Raw genomic sequence first — 22,178 nt, 5'->3', positions numbered from 1 at the left:
TATTTTTAATAAAATCTAATTATGCTTGCTTAAGCACTATCGCTTTTGCCGCTGCACAATTTCGGCCTGCGTTACGCCCTGTGACAACCCCCTCAGCAACAGCACAAGCACCTAACCGGCTAGCACCATGGATCCCACCCGTAGCTTCACCTGCCGCATACAGCCCTGGAATGGCTTGGTTGGTGACTAAATGCAGTACTTCTGATCGGGTATTCACTTTAACGCCGCCCATGCAATAGTGAACTTTTGGCCACATGCGAACGGCATACCAAGGCCCTTTATCTAGCACTATGGCTTCTTGCAGAGGACGTGCGAATTCTTTATCTACACCACTTTTTACCGCTTCGTTCCAACGGGCGACTTGAGCTTTTAGTGCTTTGGCTGGCATTCCATAAATAGCAGCAAGTTCCTCTAAGGTTTCTGCTTTACTAATCACCTTATATTTCAGTCCCCAATCTAAGGTTTGCGCCTTACTAGCCCCTTCTGCATTAGTGAAACCAATAGGATAAACAGGCTGACCATGTTCATCACGGCGAGTCATGATGGCGTCAGCTCTAGCTTTACGATCTGCAAGTTCATTGAAGAAACGTTCACCTGTGCGCACATCCACCACAATACCGTGGGGATAGGTCGCAATCGTGTTGAACTGGGATGCGGTACCAAAGCCCTTTTCATCGGGAGATGCCCATGGGCCGAGTTGAATTTGGTCTAAATGAATGGGGTTCGCGCCCAGGAGCATCATTTGCTTTAGCGCTTCTGACGTTGCGCCTGCATGATTGGTTGAATCTAAGTCATTATTTAACTCAGGTAACTGCATCATGCGATATTCAATATCACGGCCAAAACCACCCGTTGCCATGACAACACCACAACGCGCGCCTATGCGACGTATGTTACCGGTTCGCTCATTAGGGAAATAAAAACCTTCACGAACTTCGACCCCAATCACACGACCATCGAGATCTTTCACAAAGCCTTCGAGCTTGGTCTGATTTCTCATCACCACGCCCTTATCTCTTGCAGCTTTAATCAATGGTCTGATAATACCCGCGCCAGAACTTTCAACCGTTTGCAAGACTCGTTGTACTGAGTGGCCACCAAAATGCTGAACGAAAGGTTTCCAATTAACCCCATAATCAATCAACCACTGACAGGATTCAGCCGTACCATTACAAACAAGTTTTAACATCTCAACATCGTTCATGCCCCGCCCTGCACCTAACATATCGGCAACCATGGCATCGACAGAGTCTTTGATTCCAGCCTGTTTTTGCAACTCAGACCCCGCCACAGCCATGGCACCACCATTGATAGTTGAGTTACCACCAAAGACAGGCATCTTGTCCACCACCATAACGCTGACACCCGCCTCCCTCGCTTGCAGTGCCGCAGAGATCCCTGCAAAACCACTACCGACAACGAGTACATCAACTATCTCATCGAATGCTTCAGGAGCAGTATCGCAACTTGCTGTTGCAGGTAAGGCTATTGCAGCCCCAAAGCCTGCAGCCATAACAACTCCACCTTTTAGTAACTGCCGACGGCCCGAATCAATATTTTGAGTTTTACTCATGCTAACTTCCTTCAATGATGACTGGAACTTGTCAGCATGAAAGTGCATTCGCTGTGCCAAGCACCTAAAAAGAGGTAATTAAGTGGGGAACTTTGATTGGAGGCACGGAATCACGAAATATAAAGATCTACAATCACGATACTTAATGATTAACATGAAATATCAATGGAAAAACACTTTTATCACGAATCGACACTGAGACTATGCAGTAGCCTACAACTCGAGAAGTCCCTGCAAAGTTACTTCGAGTTTATTCGAGATGAGCTGCCTATTGATGGGCTATTTATTAATATTTTTCGCAAACAATTTAATGACATACAATTTATTGCTCATGTCAATGCTAATCAATCATGCACCTTAGATAGGCAAATATCTATCCCTGAAGAACTGGCTCAGTGCTTAGATGATCCTCAACGCCCGCGCGTGAGAATTGTTAATGATATTGAGCACGACCCAATCACAGCTTTAGTTGCGCCTAAGGTGATCAGTGGTATTCATTCGCTGATCATTTTGAGAATGTCTATCGAAAATACCCACCTTGGGATAGTCGGATTTTATGCCAAAACGACAGGCGTTTTTCGCCCTCGTCATGCTGATTTAATTGCTCCGCATATGCATGCATTAGCCTTAATCACTGCACTCAATTTACGCGGGCGTAACTTACTTAAAGAAAATGAAGCACTCTCAAAGCAGAATGTGAATCTTCGCAGAACACTGGATGTCCAAAATGGCGTAGTGGGAGCCAATTCAGGCTTGAAACACGTCATGCAGCAAGTGCAATCTATTGCCAAGATTAATACGACCGTCCTAATGCTGGGTGAAACGGGGTGTGGTAAAGAAGTGATAGCCAATGCTATTCACGAACTTTCTGAACGTTCGGACAAGCCCTTTATCAAGGTCAACTGCGGCGCCATTCCAGATACTTTGATTGACTCCGAACTCTTTGGTTATGAAAAAGGGGCATTTACTGGGGCTGAGTCCCGTAAAATTGGCTACTTCGAACAAGCCAATGGCGGCACTATCTTCCTCGATGAAATAGGTGAACTACCATTATCCGCACAGGTGCGATTACTCCGTGTACTTCAAAATAGCTGTATCACCCGTGTGGGGGGGACATGATGCTGTGCAGCTTGATATTCGTATAGTGGCTGCCACCCACAGAAATTTACAAGCTATGATACACAGAGAAGTGTTTCGGGAAGATCTTTGGTATCGCTTAGCTATTTTCCCTATTGAAATTCCGTCATTAAGGCAAAGACGTACAGATATTCCTTTACTAGTACAGCACTTTATTGAGCAACTAAGTGCAAAGTTTAACCTGCCTCAATTGCCAAGAGTTACACCGGAACAATTGAATATTCTGAATCAATACGCTTGGCCAGGAAATGTCCGAGAACTCATTAACGTGCTCGAACGGGCGATAATACAACAACCTTCAGGACCGTTAGATTTTGGCTTCCTTGCTCCACATCAAGGTGAGGAAATTACGACCCAAGCAAATCAAACCGTTATCATAGATCCAAACTATGCGAGCGATAAACTTGTGCCCCTTGATGTTATGACCAGAAAATATATTAGTCATGCACTGCGGATTACAGGTGGAAAACTCTATGGTCCCGGAGGTGCGGCTGAGTTATTGGACATCAATGCTAATACCCTGCGCAGCAAGATGAAGAAACTGGGTATTGTGTAATCTTTCATCGGCAACGATGACTCTATAACAAAAAGAAGACGTCGGTTAACGCGGTACACAAATAACAAAGGTCACATAAGTGACCTTTGAAAACTCAATGGCTAACAATAGAATCTAGAAGAAGTAACGAATACCCACTGCATAGTTGTTATCTTGCAGATCTTCATAGGCTTTATCATCCATACTGCTGAAATCAATTTTTGCCTCGACATACATAATGGTATCGCGGCTATAACGATAGTGCAGACCTAACACAGCAAATTGGCGTGTCCATTTTCCTTGGATCGCTGTATCTTCATCAGTATCAAGATCTTGATATGTCAGTAATACACTCGGAACGAAACCATTATCATACTGGTAAGCAACAATAAACTCTGCTCCAGTTGAGTCATATAAATCTCCACCCACTAATTCGTTTTGCTCACTTTTATGGGCGTTAAAACCTACATATAAACCGTCTGCATCGCGACCAGGAGAATATTGATAGAAACTACCGTATTGTGCACCAATACCAATAATTTGGTTTGTGTTATCAACCTCTTTACCCGCAAGATTCCCAGTAAAATCGCCACGATTAAGTCCAGCTAATACTTTAAATTTATCAGTAAATTGATATGTCAAACTAGCACCATAACTAGGATCAAAACTCAATTCTGAACCATCACTCAACGAATGCCCTTGACTATCATACAAGGCAACATCGCTGTTTTGTTTTGAAGCATACTGTACTGCGACATGTAGATTACCGAAAGTATTACGATATTGCAGTGCCGCATCGGCACGTCCCGCCCCTGTTAAGCCACCGTCACCAAAGGTATAAGCACCCACAGACCATCCCGTAAATGCATTGAGCACATCTGTTGTGTAAGCCACATCATAATAAGCCCCCCACTGCTTCCCAAAAGTTATGGTCCCCCATTTCGCATGGGACATCCCAACATAACCCAGTCGATTGAAAAGAAAATCTGAATTTTTAGATGCCGATAACTGACCACCACCTTGGCCTTCTGTGTATATAAGACCGTCATCACTGGTCACCATGTTAATACCCCATTCGGTATGGGCAAAGGAGTTCCAGCCGTTTTTTTCATGGCGGTCAAAACGAAAACCAACACGAGAAAAATTATCGATCACGGAAGTTTCATGACCATCATTCAACGCAGCAAATCCTAACCAGCCTATCATATTAACGCTGTTCGTCTGGTCATTATACAGCTCAGCTGCCTGAGCAGCTCCCGTTAACAATAAGCTTGGGATCATCAAAGCAAGCAATGTCTTTTTCATTTCATCTACCTTTTAATTCAGCGAAATCACATATAATCACATGATTTATTTGATATCTTATTTTCCCCAACTAATAGTAAGCAGGTTATATGCCACAGGCAGGGAAAGCTGAAAATCAAGGTGTTTTTTAGAAGTAGATCAGGCAATCTCGAAATGCCGTGATTGTCGGTTGTTAAATACCGTTAAATAAATTAAATGTCGTCATTACATCAACAGACAATAACGACATGTATGCTACAACTGTGTCATTACACTGCTGTTGTAGATTTGCGGCTATTAGAAGCGGAACGACTGGTTGATCGAGTTACCGAACTTTTAGAACTGGTATTTTTGGAACCATAGTTGTTGGAACCATCGTTTTTTGTTGTGCCGATGCCTTTCGCTGAACTTGATTTTTTAGAATACGACTTGCGATAACCAGATTTATTCCCAGCCGTTTTACGATAACCTTGGCCTTTTAAACCATTAAGCGCGGTGGGCAGTTGTGCTCCTGCATTTTGAATAAGCGTGGATAAAGTGCCGAGCAGCGGTTGCATAAAGGCTTGATAGGAGGTTTCTTTATGACAAATACCGTTCAAGCTGGCTTCCCACAGGGCGGTCATGTCAGGCGTTGTTGCACTCGCGGGTAAGCTGTTAATTAATCCCTTACCCACATCCGTCGAAACGATAGATTTACCTAAGCGTTGTAAAAAACCGCGTTTGAACAGCAATTCGATAATACCAGCACGGGTGGCCTCAGTACCTAATCCATCAGTTTCTTTAAGAATTTTACGGATCTCAGGGTCGGTCACATAACGGCTAATCCCCGTCATAGCACCAAGCAAAGTGGCATCGGTAAAGGCCTTTGGCGGCTGAGTATTTTTCTCTAGTAACTCGCCCCGAGTACAATGCAAAGCCTGACCTAGTTTCAGAGGCGGTAATTGGCCGATAAACTCATCATTCTCCTCATCATTCTCCTCATCATCCTTACCCGCGCTTTCTTCCGTCGACTTGTTACCACTCGCCTTACTGCCATTTGGCTCTTGGCGGGCAAAGAGCTGCTTCCAGCCAAGAGATTTATCCTGACGCGCCTTGGTATTAAATAAGCCGCCCTCAATTGTCACTTGTACTGTGGTTTCACTGTAACAATAGGCCGGATAAAACTGGGCTAAGTACTGGCGGGCCACATGAAGATATAACTGCCTCTCACGCTGACTTAAGCTGGATAAGTTAGCCGTTTTCTCGGTAGGAACGATGGCGTGGTGGGCATCCACTTTTTTATCATCCCATGCCTTAGATTTAAGCCGTGGATCGGGGGCATCGGCGCCTTGCAGTAACTCAGCGGCACCACCGCTAATCGCCTTAAGAACCGACGGCGCTAGGCTATGTTGCTCGACGGGCAAATAACGGCTGTCGGAACGGGGATAAGTAATGAGTTTATGGCGTTCATACAAACTCTGGCAGGTATCGAGCACATCCTTAGCACTCATGCCAAACCGTTTTGCCGCATCAATTTGAAGCGCGGACAAGCTGTAGGGCAATGGCGGATTCTGTTTCTTGTCCTTAGCCACTAATTGAGTCACTAAGGCAGGTTTATCACTGATGCGACTCACCACATTTTGCGCTAACCCTCTGGCTAGTACTCGCCCTTCTTCGTCCATATACGGCTGACAAGCTTCGCTGGGTTGCCACTTAGCACTGAAGGCTTCCTGCTTTTCGGTCGCCAAATGCGCTAGCACTTCATAGAAAGGTTTAGATTGAAAATTAGCAATCTCTTCATCACGGCGCACCACTAGCCCGAGTAAAGGCGTTTGCACTCGCCCGACGGACAATACGCCTTGATAACCAACCTTTTTACCTTGGATAGTGTACGCGCGGGTCATATTCATGCCGTAGAGCCAATCGGCACGACTACGGGCTAAGGCCGATGTGGACAAAGGAATAAATTCGCGATTACTGCGCAGCTGCGTTAGCGCCCGTTTTACGGCTTGTGGGTTTAAGTCGCTGATCAGTAAACGCTGAGTTTGATGTAACTTGTCACCCCTCACGCCAAGATAGGCAATCACTTCATCCACGAGTAACTGCCCTTCACGGTCGGGATCGCCCGCATTGACCAGCATGTTGGCTTGTTTGACTAATCGTTTTAGCACTGTGAGTTGACTGCGAGTTGCGGCCTTAGGTTTTAGTTGCCACTTGTCTGGAACTATTGGCAAGTGCTCGAATTTCCACGACTTAAATTCGGGATTATAGGCATCAGGTTCTGCTTGTTCGAGCAAGTGACCGACACACCAAGACACGCAATCGCCATTGGCGGCTTCGATAAATCCATCGCCTTTTTTATGGGGTTTAGGCAATACATCGGCAATGGCCCGCCCTAGGCTAGGTTTTTCTGCGATATAGAGGATCATACAAACACCAAGCACTGGATATAATTACAGTATAATTTAACCCAAACGCCCGTTGAGTGCAAATTTCTGTGACAAACCGAGCTTAAATACCAAAGCTCAAGTGTAAATTCAATTGCGAATAGTTCTCAACAACTACTAGAATGCACTAAATTTTAGAGGAGTGGCTATGAGACAGTTTGCAATAAATGCGCGGCAGGCGATGACAATCAGTCCAGCATTGATGTTAAGATTCAATCAGTTACTGCTATTTCATAGCCTGATGTTACTCGCGATAAGCATGTTCACCAACACTTGGCTGGGACAAATGAAAATCATCGACATGCCTTTAGCTTGGGGATTCATGCTAGTAATGCCCATTGCGGTGAGTTTATCGCTACTGCTAAAACACCAAGTCACCCGCCATAGCTTAAGCAGCTTATTCGGGGTGTGGATGCTGCTGTGGATCTGGGGATAAACACGACAAAACCTATGGCGGAAAAGATCAGCAGCCTCGCTGCTCCAACAATGGATTGAGTACTCGGATGTCGAGAACAAACACTCATAGAAGTTCCCCCTCGCCCAATCGCGATACCTTTCCCAAGTAGCTGTTAACACTCCATAAAAAAGCCATAAAAAAAGCCAATGACATTATCACTGGCTTTTTATCCGCCTAACGTTTCACCTTATGGGTGACAGACGTTATGCAGCTCTAAATTAGTACCGATATCTTTGTTACGATCCGCTTTAGCATCGTCATTACGCAGTTGCGTCAAGTGATCTAAATACGCTTGATCCACATCGTTAGTGATGTAATGACCATCGAAAACAGAGGTTTCGAAACGCTTAATCGCTGGATTTTCCATTCTTACCGCTTCGATTAAATCAGGTAAGTCTTGGAAAATAATGCCATCTGCACCAATTAACTTGGCGATTTCATCGGCATCACGGCCATGGGCGATCAACTCGTTTGACGTTGGCATGTCGATACCATATACGTTCGGGAAACGAATTTCCGGTGCGGCAGAGGCAAAGTACACTTTCTTGGCACCCGCTTCACGGGCCATTTCGATGATTTGCTCAGACGTCGTACCGCGAACGATAGAGTCGTCCACCAGCAAGACATTTTTGCCTTTGAATTCAGTGTTAATCGCATTCAACTTGCGACGCACTGACTTCTTACGTTCCTGTTGACCCGGCATGATAAAAGTACGGCCAATATAACGGTTTTTCACAAAACCTTGGCGGTATGGTAAGTCCATGCAACGGGCAATTTCCAGCGCGATATCGCAAGAGGTTTCAGGAATAGGGATCACCACATCGATATCGTGATCGTACCATTCTTTCTTAATCTTCTCGCCAAGCTTAGCGCCCATGTTTACGCGACTGGCATAAACAGACACTTTATCGATAGTCGAATCTGGACGGGCAAAATAAACGAATTCGAAGATACAAGGGGCATAGCTAGGTTCTGCTGCACATTGACGGGTATACAGCTGACCATCAATTGACACGTAAATCGCTTCACCTGGCGCCACATCACGCATCACTTCAAAACCGACGGCATCGAGTGCCACGCTTTCAGAAGCGACCATATATTCAGTACCCGTTGGCGTTTCGTGCTTACCTAACACCAGAGGACGAATACCAAATGGGTCACGGAACGCGACTAGGCCTTGACCAATGATCATGGCAACAACCGCGTAGGCACCACGAGCTTGTTGGTGTACGTTAGCGACCGCATCGAACACTTCTTCCGACGTCAGGGTCAAACTCGTGGTTTTTTGCAGTTCGTCGGCCAACAGGTTTAACAAGACTTCAGAATCCGAAGTGGTGTTCACGTGGCGACGTTTTTTGATCAGCCCTTCGGCTAATTCGACTGTGTTGGTTAAGTTACCGTTATGGGCTAATGAGATCCCAAATGGCGAGTTAACATAGAAAGGCTGCGCTTCAGATGCGCTTGAACTGCCCGCAGTTGGATAACGCACATGGCCAATACCAGCATTACCTTGTAGGCGTTGCATATGTTTGACTTCAAAAACGTCTTTAACCAAACCATTGGCTTTACGTAGTCTGAAAGCACCACGATCAATGGTCACAATACCTGCCGCATCCTGACCTCTGTGCTGCAACACTGTCAGTGCATCATAAATGGTCTGATTAACCGATGATTGGCCAACTATTCCGACGATACCACACATGGGTAAGCTTCCTCATTGTAAGATGTTCTATCACTTAGGATTATTTTATTTTCTTTCTTATAGTTTGGGTACAAAGCTGGAGGTATTTTCCAAATAGTCAAAAAACCATTGAATAACAACGCCAAATTCGGGTACTAGCACAGAATCTTTCCACCATTGGGAGTTGGGAGAGCCTGTAAAAGCATCCATGAAAAACAACAAGGCGCTCACAATAAGCGCGCCTCGAATAGCACCAAAGCATAGGCCCAAGAGCCTATCAGTGCCAGATAATCCGGTTTTGACAACAAGTTGTCCGAGAATATAGTTAACTAAGGCACCGAGTACCAAAGTGGTAATAAAGAGGATGGCAATAGAAACACCATTACGCAGCATCTCATCGTTCATTTGTGTTAAGTGAACGGCAAAATCTTGGTAAAATTGGCTGGCAACAAAGAAAGCCGCAAACCATACCACTAAGGACATGGCTTCTTTGGCAAATCCACGGATCAGACTGATGAGAGTCGATAATCCGATGACGAATATGATAGCGTAATCAATCCAAACCATTGAGATGGCTTTCCGACATGGGCTTTAAGACGGCGCGATTCTACCAGAGACTGAAACGATTCTCACCCCTAGTGAGGTAAATAAATCATTTTCAGTCTCGAGTCTTGTATCACCATTAAGATTCTAAGGGATTAAAAGGAACAATCCAGCCCTTGAGACGTGTGAGGTTTTCCACCTCAACTTGTACTTTCTTCAGCTTTGCCTCAGACACATCGGGTCCGACAAACACTTTAGTTAATACGCCATCTTTAGGGTTTTCAGGAATAGTGTACGCTTTAAAACCACTCTTACGCAGCTGTGCAACCAAAGCTTTAACATTGGTTGCGTTGTTAAAACTGCCAAGCTGCAAAGTAAAGCCACTTTTTAAGCTGTCACGGCTTGCAGTACTGGCTTTAGGCGTTTCTGCTTTGGGCTTTTCAGTCTTAGCGACGGTTGGCGCTTTAGTCTCAGCTTTTTTAGCGGGCTCCGTTTTTACCGTCGCCTTAGGTGGCTCTTTTTTAGGTTCTGGTTTCGCTTCAGGCTTTTTAACTTCTGCTTGCTTAACCTCTGGCTTTTTCACCTCAGCTTTAACGTCCGCCTTAACGTCTTGCTTAGCGATGACAAGCGCGGCTGACTTCTCACTGTCGGCATTATTGCCTGTCTCAGCTAAGACGGCATCTGCCCCGCTTAACGCAGCAGTGTCTTCGGCCGACAAGACTTCAAACATATCATCGTCGGCTTTTTGCTGCTCAATCACAGTCGGACGCAAAGGTATTTCGGAAAATTGCTCTTCTTGGCGATCTTTCTTGCCATCCAAAATATCTGGCAAAAAAATCACTCCAAGCGCAACCAGCACAACAGTGCCGACTAAACGATTATGAAACTGGCTAGACAAAACGGACTTCCTGCATAAATTGAGACTTAAAACCTGCCACAGTGTAAAAGGAGCCAAACACAATTACCACATCATCTGGGTTAATTTGCGCTTTTAATGCCGACCATGCCTCAGCTATGCTCTCAAACTCAAATGCGCTGGCCTCGGGTGCTAAGGTTTTGCGTAGCATGGCAGAACTCGCGCCACGCTCACCATGAAGGCTCACTAAATACCAAGTGTCGACCAGAGGATGGATCACAGGCAACACGCCCGCAATATCTTTATCCTTCAACATGCCACAAAGGGCAAATACGCGTTTACCTACGACCATTGGCGCTAATTGCTGCACCAAAAAACGCGCCGCATGGGGATTATGCGCCACATCGAGTAGCACTAACGGCTGCTCACTCACCCGCTCTAATCGACCGGTTAACCGAGCAGTGCTAATACCCTGGGCAATAATAGCGGGCGCGATATCCGGCCAACCCTGTTCAATTACGGCCAATACCGTGGCCGCATTAGGTAGCGGCAAGGTCGGTAACGCTAAATCGTGCAGTTTAAGCACTTGGCCTTGAAAGTCCCACAGATTGCCATGGACTTGATAACTGAATTCGTTGCCGACGCGATACAAGATGGCGCCAACCTCATTGGCAACATCATTGACGGTATGCGGCAAGTTGGGCTCGCCGACAATTGCAGCTTTACCGTGACGGAAAATACCCGCCTTTTCTCGGCCGACGAGTTCGCGGGTATTCCCCAGATAACTTTCATGATCTAAATCGACCGAGGTCACCACGCTGATATCGGCATCGATAATATTGGTGGCATCTAACCGTCCACCTAAACCGACTTCTAAGATGACTACATCCAGCTTGGCGGCTTTAAACAGTATCAGGCCCGCAAGCGTAGCGTATTCAAAAAAGGTCAGGGAAATCTCGGCGCGCGCCGCTTCAATTTGCTCAAAGGCGGCGACAAAGGCGCTATCACTGGCGTCGCTGCCATTAATACGCACTCGCTCGTTGTATTTCAGCATGTGCGGCGAGCTGTATACGCCCACAGTCAAACCCGATAATCGCAGAATATTTTCCAGCATGGCGCAAGTTGTACCTTTACCATTTGTGCCAGCGACAGTGACTATCTTGCTTTGGCCTAAATCTAATAGGCCAAGGGTTTTCGCGACCTTAGAAACACGGGTTAATCCCATATCGATTTCGGTTGGATGTATGGATAACAAATAATCCAACCACTGTTCCAATGCTGCATTTGACGCTGGCGCTGTTAGCATGTCCGTACATCCTCGTATTCGATTATCTCTCAAATAAGATCTTTTCAATCCAACATGAATAATGGCCCAAGGGCGAGTTTAGGCAATTGATATTGTTCTGGATAAGTCACATCAACTAAATAAAGCCCATGGGGTTTAGCCGTCGCTGCGGCTTGGTTTCTGTCTTTTAACGCGAGCAAATCACACATCCACGTCAGCGGCTGATTGCCTAAACCGATTTCTAATAATGAACCGACGATATTGCGCACCATGTGGTGTAAAAAGGCGTTGGCGGCGATATCGACAATCACATACATGCCTTGGCGCGTAACATTGACGCAATGTACATTACGAAACGGCGTTTTTGACTGGCACTGGACTGCGCGAAAGCTGGTAAAATCTTGCTCACCTAAGAGTGCCTGCGCCGCTTGGTGCATTCTGTCAGCATCGATATCACCGTGATAATGGCTGACACCATGGCGTAAAATTCCAGGGCGAAAACTGTGATTATAAATCACATAACGGTAGCGTCTGGCTGTGGCCGAAAAGCGCGCGTGAAAACTGTCGTCGACTTCTTTAACCCAACGCACCGCAATATTGTCGGGCAAATTAGCATTCACCCCTAAGGTCCATGCGCCTTCATTACGAATGGCATTGGTTTCAAAATGAACCACTTGGCCTGTGGCATGCACGCCCGCATCGGTACGGCCAGCGCAAAAGACGCCGATAGGCTCATTAGCCACTATCGATAACGCCCGTTCTAATTGCCCTTGTACTGAATCGACTTCGGCCTGACGTTGCCAGCCAAAATAACCATTGCCGTCATATTCAATACCTAATGCAATCCGCATCCACTTTTCCTCACAATTGATTTTGCGGCGCATTTTATCACAGCAGCCCATAAAAAAAACGGCGCTGAAGGCGCCGTTAGGTTGAAACTCTCTCAATCGGGATTAACTCATCTCTTTGAGTAAACGTCCGGCTTCATCTTGCTGGCGCTCATTACCGTCAATTTGCACTTCTTTGAGCAGGGCTTTGGCGCTGTCGCTGTCGTCAATTTCGATATAAGCGCGGGCTAAATCCAGCTTAGCGTTGACTGAGTTTTCTTCATCATCGACATCAATCATAGCGGCATCGCCAATTAAGGCTCCGACATCACTCATTTCCACGTCGACTTCCGAATACAAATCGGTATCTGTGCCGTCTTCATCGGCATCATTCAACAACTTGTCGATGTCGATAAAGCCGTTTTCATTTTGGAAATTCGTTAAATCATGCTCAGGAACAAACTTCTTCTGCGCTTTACGCGACTCTTGAGCATCGAGTGCAGCTAACGCTTCATCGACAGTGAGATCATCGACGAGTGAGAAACTGTCTTCTGATGTCAACACATCTTCATCGTCATCAAAATCGGTATTGGCCGTGAAAGCAGCGAGTACATTATCGTCGCTTAAATCGAGGCCTTGCTCAGAATCGTCAGCATCCTCTTGGGTATCGAGTTTAAAATCTTCACTAAAATCAACATCGTTACGCGTCGCCTTAATCGGCTTCTCTTGAGTCGCATCATCCGGAGCCGGCGTATCAGCTAGCGAAGCATCGGCATTAGGCTCGACATCATCGACATCCGTTTCAACGGCGGCATCGGTTGGCGTCGCAGCAGGTTTGGCCTTAGGCGCAAAATCAAGCTCTGAGTCCCAATCGAGCACGTGGGGATCTTTGCTCTTATTGGCTTTTAAATCATTAAAGAAAGAAGACTCTTTTTCCTTAACACTCGCTGCGGCGGTAGCGGCAGCTAAAGTGGCTGCGGCGGTAGCGGCAGCTAAAGTGGCTGCAGCCGTAGTCAGGGCGTCAGAATCATCATCTTCACCCAACTCTTCAACTAACGAGAAAGTATCATCAGTGCCGTCAATCGAGTGAGACGCACCAATACCTTTGAGTAAATTGTCTTCATCTGTGGCGTTATCGTCCGCATCAAGCTGCGCCGTTTCCATATCGAAGTCGAATTCATCTTCATCGGCATCGAGTTGCTCTGGCACATCAAATTCAGCTAACAGCGCATCTAAATCTTCATCGCCTGACGCTTCGCCCTTGATATCTTCCGGTAACGAAGCTTCTAGCTCTGCGGCAATTTCTGCACTGTTCGCATCATCTGCGGTATCGTTTTGTGCATCGTCTTCAGCATCAACTTTGATTTCAGGCTCAGCATCAAAACTCGCCAGCAACGAATCAATATCATCGGATTCATCTACGCCTAATTCATCCAGTTCATCGTCTAACTCGGCAGCGATTTCAGCACCAAGATCAGGTTCAGCTTCGGGTTCTGCTGGTTTATCGAAATCGGCTAACAGCGCATCGATATCGTCAGTGTCTTCTACGCCAAGCTCATCAAGCTCTGCATCTAACTCGGCGGCAATCTCAGCACCCAGATCAGGCTCTGCTTCGGGTTCAGCTGGTTTATCAAAATCCGCTAACAGCGCATCGATATCGTCAGTGTCTTCTACGCCAAGCTCATCCAGCTCTGCGTCTAACTCGGCGGCAATTTCAGCGCCAAGATCAGGCTCAACTTCAGGTTCTACTGGTTTATCGAAATCTGCTAACAAGGCATCGATGTCGTCGGTATCTTCTACGCCCAGCTCATCAAGTTCGGCATCTAACTCGGCAGCAATTTCAGCGCCAATATCAGACTCGACTTCAGGTTCAGCGGCTGGCGTTGGTTTATCGAAATCGGCCAATAGGGCATCGATATCATCAACCTCTTCTCCGCCCAGTTCATCATCTAGCTCATCATCGAGTTCTGCGGCGATGGCGGCACTGAGATCTTCATCTTCAGACTCAATAGATTCTGTTGCAGGTTCTTTTGCCGTTTCTGGATCTTCAGCAGGAACACTAAATTCGGCAAGTAAGGCATCCAGATCATCGTCATCAGCGACGGCTTCATTGGCAGCTTGAGTATCTTCTACTTCAACTTCGTCTTCTTCAGCTAAATCGCTAGCAAAGTTTCGCTCTAATTCACTTAAATCGTCTTCAGCGTCAGTGTTGTCTTCTGAACCTAGGCCCGCTAATAGTGCATCGAGATCGGCTTCCTCAAGAATATTGTCAGATTTAGGTTTCTCCTCAACAATATCCTCTTCCTGATCGCCCATGGCTTCGGCCCACAGGTCATCAAGAGATTGCCCTTCGTCTTCAACCTCAGGTTCGGCAGAGAGACCCGGATCGACAAACATTTCAGACGCCATATCCATCTGATCGTTTGAGTCAGTCAAATCTTGCTCAGGTTGTAAATCGACGCTGCCCATATCAAGCAAGCTATCGATAGAGTCGGCATGGTCGGTATCTAAATGCACCGCCATATCATCTAAGTCGTCATCATCCATGTCCATGATGGCAGTACCGGCAACGCCAGCAGCACCCGCGGCCATCACCGCTTCTTGCGCCTGCATTTCACGACGTTCTTTATTACGCTTACGGCGCAGCAACCAGAACACCGCCAGTAACAAGAACAAGGCAGGGATCACAGCGGCAGCAATCATTAACACTGGACTATTAAGGATATTACGCCATAAATCATCGGGCTCAGCGGGAGCCTGAGTCTCAGCTTCAGCCGTTCCCGTTGCCATCTCTGGCGTTTGGGCAGCTTCAACTTCAGCTTCAGCTTTCAAAGCTTGATTTTGCAGTTTGCTGGCTTGCAGGGTTTCTTCTAGCACGGCAATGCGTTGATTCAATTCTTCAACTTTCACTTTTAGCGCTTCAACATCTGAAGTTCGGACAGTGAGTTGATCTTGGGTGCGAGCTAATTCATCGGTTAATGACAGATTTTTACTTTCAGCCGCTTCTAAGCGCGACGTTACATCAGAGCTCAGCATCTTAGGCTTGTCTGGCGCCGGCGTTTCTACCACTGGCACTTTAGGCGGCGTCACTTTGGTTTCAGTGATAACTTTGGTTTCAGCAATCACGACAGGAGCAGTAACAGGGGCTTGCGTGGTGACTTTAGCAGCAGGTTTCTGCACCGCTTTCGCTGGCGCACGGGATTGTCTGTCGCTTTGCTCTGCTCTTGCTATCGCCATACTATTGGGAATCGACAGCATGACTTCTTTAGACGGGATCAGCAGGATCATGCCACGTTCTAAACTGTTGTAGCTGGAAGAGTTAAACGCATGGGGGTTAGCATCATATAGCGCGGCCATCACTTGATAGACGCTGACACTGGCATCGGGACGGACTTTTTGCGCTATGCTCCAAAAAGTGTCTCTGGATGTCGTTGGGCCATATTGATGATTAACTTGACGGATCTGTCCGTCTGGCCCCATGATTTTTAAGGGTTTTAATCTTGGCGTATCTGCTGCAACGGCGGGATCAATAAAATAAGCGGTAGAAGAAACAGCTAAAACAGTGGCCATTAGACCCACAAGATACGAAGTGCGAAATTTCATCAATCCTTCCCTTTGAAGCGCTATAAAGTTATCTCGCTGATAACAGGCTTTAGGCAATTGTATTTATTGAGATTACTATAAACCAGAAATCCCTGCCCTGCTACTGTTCACAATTGTAAAACAAAAAAAGCCTGCTGACAGCAGGCTTTTTCAATGGGCATAAAATGCAATCTCGTGCTTAGTAATAATCTCTCACTAAGATCTCGGCAATTTGCACACTGTTCAAGGCTGCGCCCTTACGAATATTGTCTGACACTACCCACAGGTTAATCCCGTGAGAATGAGAGATATCCTTACGAATGCGGCCAACATAAACCGGATCGGTACCAGCACCATCGGTTACAGCCGTTGGATAGTCATCATCTGACTCAAACAATACCACTCCTTCGGCATTACGCAGTAAAGCTTTAACGTCTTCTGCATCGACAGGCTGACGAGTTTCGATATTAATGGCTTCCGAGTGACCATAAAACACAGGTACACGTACCGCGGTCGCATTCACTAAAATCTCATCGTCACCGAAAATCTTCTGGGTTTCCCAGACCATTTTCATTTCTTCTTTGGTATAGCCGTTATCCATAAATTTATCGATTTGCGGCAATACGTTAAAAGCAATTTGCTTTGGATAAACTTCGGCTTCAGCAGGCAAACCTTGCAGCAGTTTAGTACACTGATGCGCTAACTCTTCAATGGCTTTTTTACCTGTACCCGAAACCGACTGGTACGTTGCCACATTAATGCGGCTGATACCATAGGCATCATAAATAGGCTTAAGCGCCACTAGCATTTGAATGGTTGAGCAATTTGGATTAGCGATGATATTGCGATTGCGGAAATCGGCGATAGCATGCGGATTCACTTCGGGTACGACCAAAGGAATATCGATGTCGTATCTAAAGTGCGAGGTGTTATCGATAACAACACAACCCGCTTCTGCCGCAATCGGTGCCCATTTGGCGGAAACATCACCCCCTGCTGAGAAGAAACCAATTTGAGCTTGGGTCCAATCGAAGGTTTCTACGTCGAGAATGGTAATTTGTTTGCCATGAAAGCTGACCGTTTCACCGGCGCTGCGGCTACTGGCTAAAGGGTACAAATTTGCAACCGGGAAATTACGCTCTTCGAGGATCTCTATCATTGTTTGACCCACTGCGCCCGATGCACCTAAAACGACAACATTAAATTCCTGTGACATAGCTACTGACCGACTCCTGAAAAACCTAAATTGGACAACCAATCTACCTCAGATTGACCGTCATAAGCCAGCGCCAATGCACTAAATTCGCGTCTATGTTGGTGATTTTTTCTCATAGTGTCGAAGCCATTCTCATTTAAGAATGTATTTCTAAACATCTTGTCATCGTCGCGCAAATCATAGACAAAGCGCGCAAGCTGTAATAAGGCTTTTTCATTCGGCGCTGCCGCAAGTTCGACCGCCTTAATGTTAAAGCTTGGCAAGAGATCCAGCAGGCTTTTATCGGCAGCCACATTCAGCAACTGACACAGTTTTTGATAAAGCATAAAAGTGCCGCGCGCCTTACCTTCTAAGCTGTAACCTGCAATATGCGGGGTGGCAAATTCAGCCAGTGGCACCAGTTCAGGCATCGGTATTGGCTCACCCTCCCACACATCGAGCACTAATTTAAGATCGTCACGTTGCTGCTTCACTTTAATAAGCGCCTGATTATCTATCACATCACCGCGGCAGCAATTCACTAACCATGTATTGGGTTTGAGTGCCTTTAAGCGCGCCTCATCGAACAAATGTTTGGTTTTATGCTCGCCCGTGCGCGTGATTGGCACATGCAAACTGATGATATCGGCCTGCGCCATGATGGTTTCTAAGCTCACAAAACTACGCGGATCGCCCTCTGCAGCTTTAATGGGATCGTTAAGCAGTACTTTAATACCATAGGCTTGCAAACATTTTGCCGTCGCAGTGCCAGTGTTGCCCGCGCCCACTATGCCGACGACCTTGCCCTTAAGCGGCGAATTAAAGCGCTGCGCTAACTCCAGCATAGCGATAAAAGCAAACTCCCCAACCGCAGTCGCATTGCAACCTGGTGCATTAGAGAAGGGAATATTACGCTCAGCAAGATAGGCTAAATCCACATGATCTGTGCCTATGGTGGCACTGCCGACAAATTTCAGCTTGTTATTGCCTGAGAGCAACTCGGCATTCACTTTGGTGACCGAGCGCACTAATAGCACATCGGCCTCGCGCACTTGCTCTGCGGTTAACGTGCGGCCGTTAACAGGAATAATGTCCCCGAGATCGCCAAATAGCGGTTCAACATAGGGCATATTTTCATCGACTAAAATCTTCATGGGCACCTGATCGGATAAAAGTGGGAATGGAAGGCATCAAGATGCTCGGTATTCTAACAAGACTAATTGGATAAATCCCTGCCTCTGCAACAGGTTCACATAAAACGCCCATAAAAAAGGGAAGCCTAAGCTTCCCTTCTATCGCGTTTGATAAACAAACTTATTTGAATTTACGCATCACTAACGTGGCGTTTGTACCGCCAAAACCAAAGCTGTTACTCATGACTGTATTCAGCTCAGCATCGCGATATTCACGAACGATAGGCATATCTTTCGCCGCGTCGTCCAGATTATCAATATTGATGCTTGGGGCAATAAAGCTGTTTTCCATCATGATTAAGCTGTAAATCGCTTCATGTACACCAGCAGCGCCTAAAGCATGACCTGTCATAGACTTAGTCGATGCAATCGGTGGGCACTTGTCTTTGAATACTTCACGTAGCGCTTCTAATTCACGTACGTCGCCCACTGGCGTTGAAGTACCGTGAGTGTTGATGTAATCGATTGGGGTATCAACATCGGCCATGGCCATTTGCATACAACGCACTGCGCCTTCGCCCGATGGCGCGACCATGTCATAACCGTCTGAAGACGCGCCATAGCCAATCACTTCAGCGTAAATTTTTGCGCCGCGAGCCAGAGCATGCTCTAACTCTTCAACCACTAAAATACCGCCGCCGCCAGAGATCACAAAACCATCACGGTCTGCATCATAGGTACGAGAGGCTTTTTCTGGTGTGGCATTATACTTAGTTGACAGTGCGCCCATAGCATCAAAGCCCATGGTCAGCGTCCAATCCACTTCTTCAGCACCACCGGCAAACACCATGTCTTGCTTACCCATTTGGATAAGTTCAACGGCGTGACCAATACAGTGGGCGCTGGTTGCACAGGCTGAACTGATAGAATAGTTCATGCCTTTAATTTTAAATGGCGTAGCCAAACAAGCACTGGCCGTGCTCGACATGATGCGAGGCACAATATACGGACCAACACGTTTAACGCCTTTTTCACGCAGTGTATCGGCAGATTGCACTTGGTTAGACGATGATGCGCCGCCTGTACCGACAATCAAACCGACGCGCGGATCTGAATACTGCTCTTCAGTTAAATTGGCATCGCTAACGGCTTCTTGCATCGCAATGTAAGCATAGGCAGCGGCATCGCCCATGAAGCGTAGCGCTTTACGATCGATATGCTCAGCTGGGTTTAACTTGATGTCACCCCATACGTGGCTACGTAACTGCATCTCTTCAAACTGAGCTGAATGCGTAATACCACTGCGGCCCGCTTTCAGTGACTCGGTCACTTCTTGCTTGTTATTACCGATACTTGAAACAACACCCATTCCGGTGATCACGACTCTTTTCATTTTATTGCTATCCATTGTGTACATGTCAGTACCTACTTTTCGCTGAGCCAATAGTATCTGTTTTGACTCAATTAAGTGGTCAGCTTTCCATAAAGGCGAGTAAAATAATGCCAATTATGAGACCGAGAGTAAATTTCTTTGACTGCAGAGCCCAATAAACCTTGCCAAATTAAGCGTGATTACCAGCAATTAATCAACCTTTATCCCGCAACAGCTCACACTGATGCACACTATCTCAGCAAGTTGAGCATTTATCAGCAGCGGGTATTTGAGGCTCATTCACAGCAAAAACTCTTAATATTAGGCCAAATTGGTTTAGGTAACGGGCTTGAAGTCTTATCTTGGTGGCGCACTCAGGCGAATCCTAGCCAACGTTTACTCCTTAAGGTGTTCGAACCCAATCCGATTAATGCGTACGAACTTAAATCACTTTGGGATCAATCACTCGCTCTTGTGAAAGAAACCCCATTCGAGCCAAATCTTGAATCAAAGCAAGCGTCAGCGTTAGAGTGTAAACCTGAGCTCAGCCAGCTTGCTCAAACCTTACTCGATGCTGAGCCGACGGCTATTATAGGTTGCCAGAGATTAATTTTTGATGACGGTCGTATCACTATCGACCTGCACTTTGGTGATATTCAAACCCAGCTCAGTTCACTCAGCCATTCGCCAATGCATCCGGTTCAACACTGGTTGATATTGCCTCACCTGCTACAGGCGCTACATCATCAAAGCCACTGGCAGATGGCAAAACTCAGTGACGATAGCGCGACCATTGCCACGATTGGATTAAGCGAATCAAGCGAATTAAGCGAAACAACAATCAACCGTTTCCAAGCCTGTGGCTTTACTGTGAGCGATATCAATGAGCTTGCTACCAAAGCTCTGGGTATCCATCAGCCAGTCACACTGATTAACCACCAGCCTGACGCCGTACTGCTTCACGAGCGCCAAGTCCTACGTCAGCAAGACGCTAAAGCCTATGCTTTTAATCCTATGGCTGCAATCTTATCCTCGGCGGTGCAAAGCTCGATTGCCATCATAGGCGGCGGCTTAGCCTCGGCGCATTTGGCGCTGTCTTTGGCTGAGCGCGGCCAAGGTGCACAGGTATTTTGTAAAGATGTCAAGCTAGGCCAAGGCGCATCGGGCAATCGCCAAGGAGCCATTTATCCGCTGCTGACCCCAGAAAATGACGAGCTAAGCCGCTTTTTCCAACAGGCATTTTTATTTAGCCGACGTCGAGTGCAGGCGCTGACATCCGCCCCCGCCGGCAATCAGACGCCGATTTCCCATGATTTTTGCGGCGTATTGCAAACCGCCCACGATGAACGCAGCCAATTACGACTCGATAAAATCATTCAAGGCCAACCTTGGCCAAGTGAAATCGCCTACGCCGTCGATGCTGAGCAAGCCAATGCAATTGCCAAGATCAATCTCGATAAGCCAGGCTTTTTTTATCCCTTAGGTGGCTGGGTGTGTCCATTTGAATATGCCGAAGCTGCGATACAAAAAGCGATGCAACTGGCCGATATCAGTGTATCGCTCAATACCGACATCCTTGCCATTGAACGCCAAAGCGATGGCTGGGTTTTGTTAACTGAAAAGGAACGTTTCGGGCCCTTCGCGCAACTTGTACTCGCCAATGGCGCAGAATTGACACAATTTGATGCCAGCAACAAATTACAAATTAGCCCCTTTCGCGGCCAAGTCAGCCATGTGCCCGCTCAATTTCAATTGAGTCAGCTCGCAACTGTGCTGTGCGCAAACGGTTATTTAACGCCAAGTCACCAAGGACTCCACTGCCTTGGTGCGAGTTACGTTAAAGAACCCAAGCATTTAGATTTTTGCCCGCAGGAACAACAAGAAAACCTCGCCAAAATGCACGAGAGTTATCCGAACCAAAGCTGGCTTAAAGATATCGACATGAGTGGCAACAATGCCCGTGTTGGCGTGCGTATGGTGACGCGGGATCATTTCCCTATGATGGGCTGCGCGCCCGATGTGGCCAAAATCCTTGAGGATTATGAGCAACATCAACTCACTAAAGAGAGTCGTCACTACTGGCAAACCACGCCAGCGCCGGTGCATCAAGGACTGTATATTCTTGGCGGGTTGGGCTCACGGGGACTCAGTTCTGGGCCTCTGGCCGCCGAATGTCTTGCGGCGCAGCTTTGCGGCGAACCAATACCGCTCGATAAAGCCACCCTGTGTAAACTCAACCCCAATCGCATGTGGCTGCGAAAATTGCTCAAGGGTAAAGCGCTCTAGGCAATC

Annotated in this window: 14 protein-coding genes and 1 pseudogene; 3 read left to right on the top strand and 12 right to left on the bottom strand. The window is 46.8% G+C overall.

Annotation, left to right across the window (positions count from 1 at the left end):
- Positions 1-19: 19 nt before the first annotated feature.
- On the bottom strand, positions 20-1,573 hold the full coding sequence (locus Q4Q57_RS10225; protein ID WP_311890755.1) for a flavocytochrome c: 1,554 nt from the start codon (positions 1,571-1,573) through the stop codon (positions 20-22).
- 165 nt (positions 1,574-1,738) lie between these two features.
- Between Q4Q57_RS10225 and Q4Q57_RS10220 the strand changes: the two are divergent.
- A pseudogene (locus tag Q4Q57_RS10220) lies at positions 1,739-3,266 on the top strand (sigma-54 interaction domain-containing protein).
- 114 nt (positions 3,267-3,380) lie between these two features.
- Here Q4Q57_RS10220 and Q4Q57_RS10215 read toward each other — a convergent pair.
- A complete protein-coding gene (locus Q4Q57_RS10215) occupies positions 3,381-4,550 on the bottom strand; it encodes a porin (RefSeq protein WP_311890754.1) in 1,170 nt (389 codons plus the stop codon).
- Positions 4,551-4,798: 248 nt separating this feature from the next.
- Positions 4,799-6,937 (bottom strand): DNA topoisomerase III, encoded by a 2,139-nt coding sequence (locus Q4Q57_RS10210; protein ID WP_311890753.1) that lies wholly within the window; start codon positions 6,935-6,937, stop codon positions 4,799-4,801.
- A 166-nt stretch (positions 6,938-7,103) separates the two neighbouring features.
- On the opposite strand from Q4Q57_RS10210, the gene Q4Q57_RS10205 reads away from it, so the two are divergent.
- Positions 7,104-7,391, top strand: a complete 288-nt coding sequence (locus Q4Q57_RS10205) for a hypothetical protein (RefSeq protein WP_311890752.1) — start codon at positions 7,104-7,106, stop codon at positions 7,389-7,391.
- 208 nt (positions 7,392-7,599) lie between these two features.
- Here Q4Q57_RS10205 and purF read toward each other — a convergent pair whose 3' ends face one another.
- From purF to fabB, 9 genes are all read right to left on the bottom strand, one after another.
- Complete coding sequence (gene purF, locus Q4Q57_RS10200) at positions 7,600-9,114, bottom strand: amidophosphoribosyltransferase (protein ID WP_006085457.1); 1,515 nt, start codon at positions 9,112-9,114, stop codon at positions 7,600-7,602.
- A gap of 57 nt (positions 9,115-9,171) precedes the next feature.
- Complete coding sequence (locus tag Q4Q57_RS10195) at positions 9,172-9,660, bottom strand: CvpA family protein (RefSeq protein WP_263200543.1); 489 nt, start codon at positions 9,658-9,660, stop codon at positions 9,172-9,174.
- A gap of 115 nt (positions 9,661-9,775) precedes the next feature.
- Complete coding sequence (gene dedD, locus Q4Q57_RS10190; RefSeq protein ID WP_311890751.1) at positions 9,776-10,534, bottom strand: cell division protein DedD; 759 nt, start codon at positions 10,532-10,534, stop codon at positions 9,776-9,778.
- The gene (folC, locus tag Q4Q57_RS10185) at positions 10,527-11,798 is read right to left on the bottom strand and encodes a bifunctional tetrahydrofolate synthase/dihydrofolate synthase (RefSeq protein WP_311890750.1); all 1,272 of its coding nucleotides are present in this window, start codon (positions 11,796-11,798) and stop codon (positions 10,527-10,529) included. The genes dedD and folC overlap by 8 nt, the downstream gene beginning before the upstream one ends.
- Positions 11,799-11,842: 44 nt before the next feature.
- Positions 11,843-12,628: a tRNA pseudouridine(38-40) synthase TruA gene (gene truA / locus Q4Q57_RS10180; protein WP_311890749.1), complete on the bottom strand. Its 786-nt coding sequence runs from the start codon at positions 12,626-12,628 to the stop codon at positions 11,843-11,845.
- A gap of 102 nt (positions 12,629-12,730) precedes the next feature.
- Positions 12,731-16,207 carry a FimV/HubP family polar landmark protein gene (locus Q4Q57_RS10175; protein WP_311890748.1) on the bottom strand — a complete coding sequence of 1,159 codons (3,477 nt, stop codon included), beginning with the start codon at positions 16,205-16,207 and terminating at the stop codon, positions 12,731-12,733.
- Positions 16,208-16,385: 178 nt separating this feature from the next.
- On the bottom strand, positions 16,386-17,402 hold the full coding sequence (locus Q4Q57_RS10170; protein WP_006085463.1) for an aspartate-semialdehyde dehydrogenase: 1,017 nt from the start codon (positions 17,400-17,402) through the stop codon (positions 16,386-16,388).
- 2 nt (positions 17,403-17,404) lie between these two features.
- Positions 17,405-18,535 (bottom strand): 4-phosphoerythronate dehydrogenase, encoded by a 1,131-nt coding sequence (locus Q4Q57_RS10165; RefSeq protein ID WP_311890747.1) that lies wholly within the window; start codon positions 18,533-18,535, stop codon positions 17,405-17,407.
- Between the two features lie 160 nt (positions 18,536-18,695).
- Complete coding sequence (fabB, locus tag Q4Q57_RS10160; RefSeq protein ID WP_259528160.1) at positions 18,696-19,907, bottom strand: beta-ketoacyl-ACP synthase I; 1,212 nt, start codon at positions 19,905-19,907, stop codon at positions 18,696-18,698.
- 138 nt (positions 19,908-20,045) lie between these two features.
- Here fabB and mnmC point away from each other — a divergent pair, with 138 nt between their 5' ends.
- Positions 20,046-22,172, top strand: a complete 2,127-nt coding sequence (gene mnmC / locus Q4Q57_RS10155; RefSeq protein ID WP_311890746.1) for an FAD-dependent 5-carboxymethylaminomethyl-2-thiouridine(34) oxidoreductase MnmC — start codon at positions 20,046-20,048, stop codon at positions 22,170-22,172.
- Positions 22,173-22,178 lie beyond the last annotated feature (6 nt).

The organism is Shewanella sp. SP2S2-6, from assembly GCF_031931965.1.
GTDB lineage: Bacteria > Pseudomonadota > Gammaproteobacteria > Enterobacterales > Shewanellaceae > Shewanella > Shewanella baltica.
Note: the sequence above shows the minus strand (reverse complement) of the source record. Positions and strands in the feature narration are given on the sequence as shown.

Excerpts from the sequence above, each read along its gene's own strand:
- Q4Q57_RS10170 (WP_006085463.1), bottom strand. The coding sequence starts at position 17,402 with ATGTCACAGGAATTTAATGTTGTCGTTTTAGGTGCATCGGGCGCAGTG.
- Q4Q57_RS10210 (WP_311890753.1), bottom strand. The coding sequence starts at position 6,937 with ATGATCCTCTATATCGCAGAAAAACCTAGCCTAGGGCGGGCCATTGCC.
- Q4Q57_RS10165 (WP_311890747.1), bottom strand. The coding sequence starts at position 18,535 with ATGAAGATTTTAGTCGATGAAAATATGCCCTATGTTGAACCGCTATTT.
- folC (WP_311890750.1), bottom strand. The coding sequence starts at position 11,798 with ATGCTAACAGCGCCAGCGTCAAATGCAGCATTGGAACAGTGGTTGGAT.
- Q4Q57_RS10225 (WP_311890755.1), bottom strand. The coding sequence starts at position 1,573 with ATGAGTAAAACTCAAAATATTGATTCGGGCCGTCGGCAGTTACTAAAA.
- Q4Q57_RS10175 (WP_311890748.1), bottom strand. The coding sequence starts at position 16,207 with ATGAAATTTCGCACTTCGTATCTTGTGGGTCTAATGGCCACTGTTTTA.
- truA (WP_311890749.1), bottom strand. The coding sequence starts at position 12,628 with ATGCGGATTGCATTAGGTATTGAATATGACGGCAATGGTTATTTTGGC.
- Q4Q57_RS10205 (WP_311890752.1), top strand. The coding sequence starts at position 7,104 with ATGAGACAGTTTGCAATAAATGCGCGGCAGGCGATGACAATCAGTCCA.
- fabB (WP_259528160.1), bottom strand. The coding sequence starts at position 19,907 with ATGAAAAGAGTCGTGATCACCGGAATGGGTGTTGTTTCAAGTATCGGT.
- purF (WP_006085457.1), bottom strand. The coding sequence starts at position 9,114 with ATGTGTGGTATCGTCGGAATAGTTGGCCAATCATCGGTTAATCAGACC.
- Q4Q57_RS10195 (WP_263200543.1), bottom strand. The coding sequence starts at position 9,660 with ATGGTTTGGATTGATTACGCTATCATATTCGTCATCGGATTATCGACT.
- Q4Q57_RS10215 (WP_311890754.1), bottom strand. The coding sequence starts at position 4,550 with ATGAAAAAGACATTGCTTGCTTTGATGATCCCAAGCTTATTGTTAACG.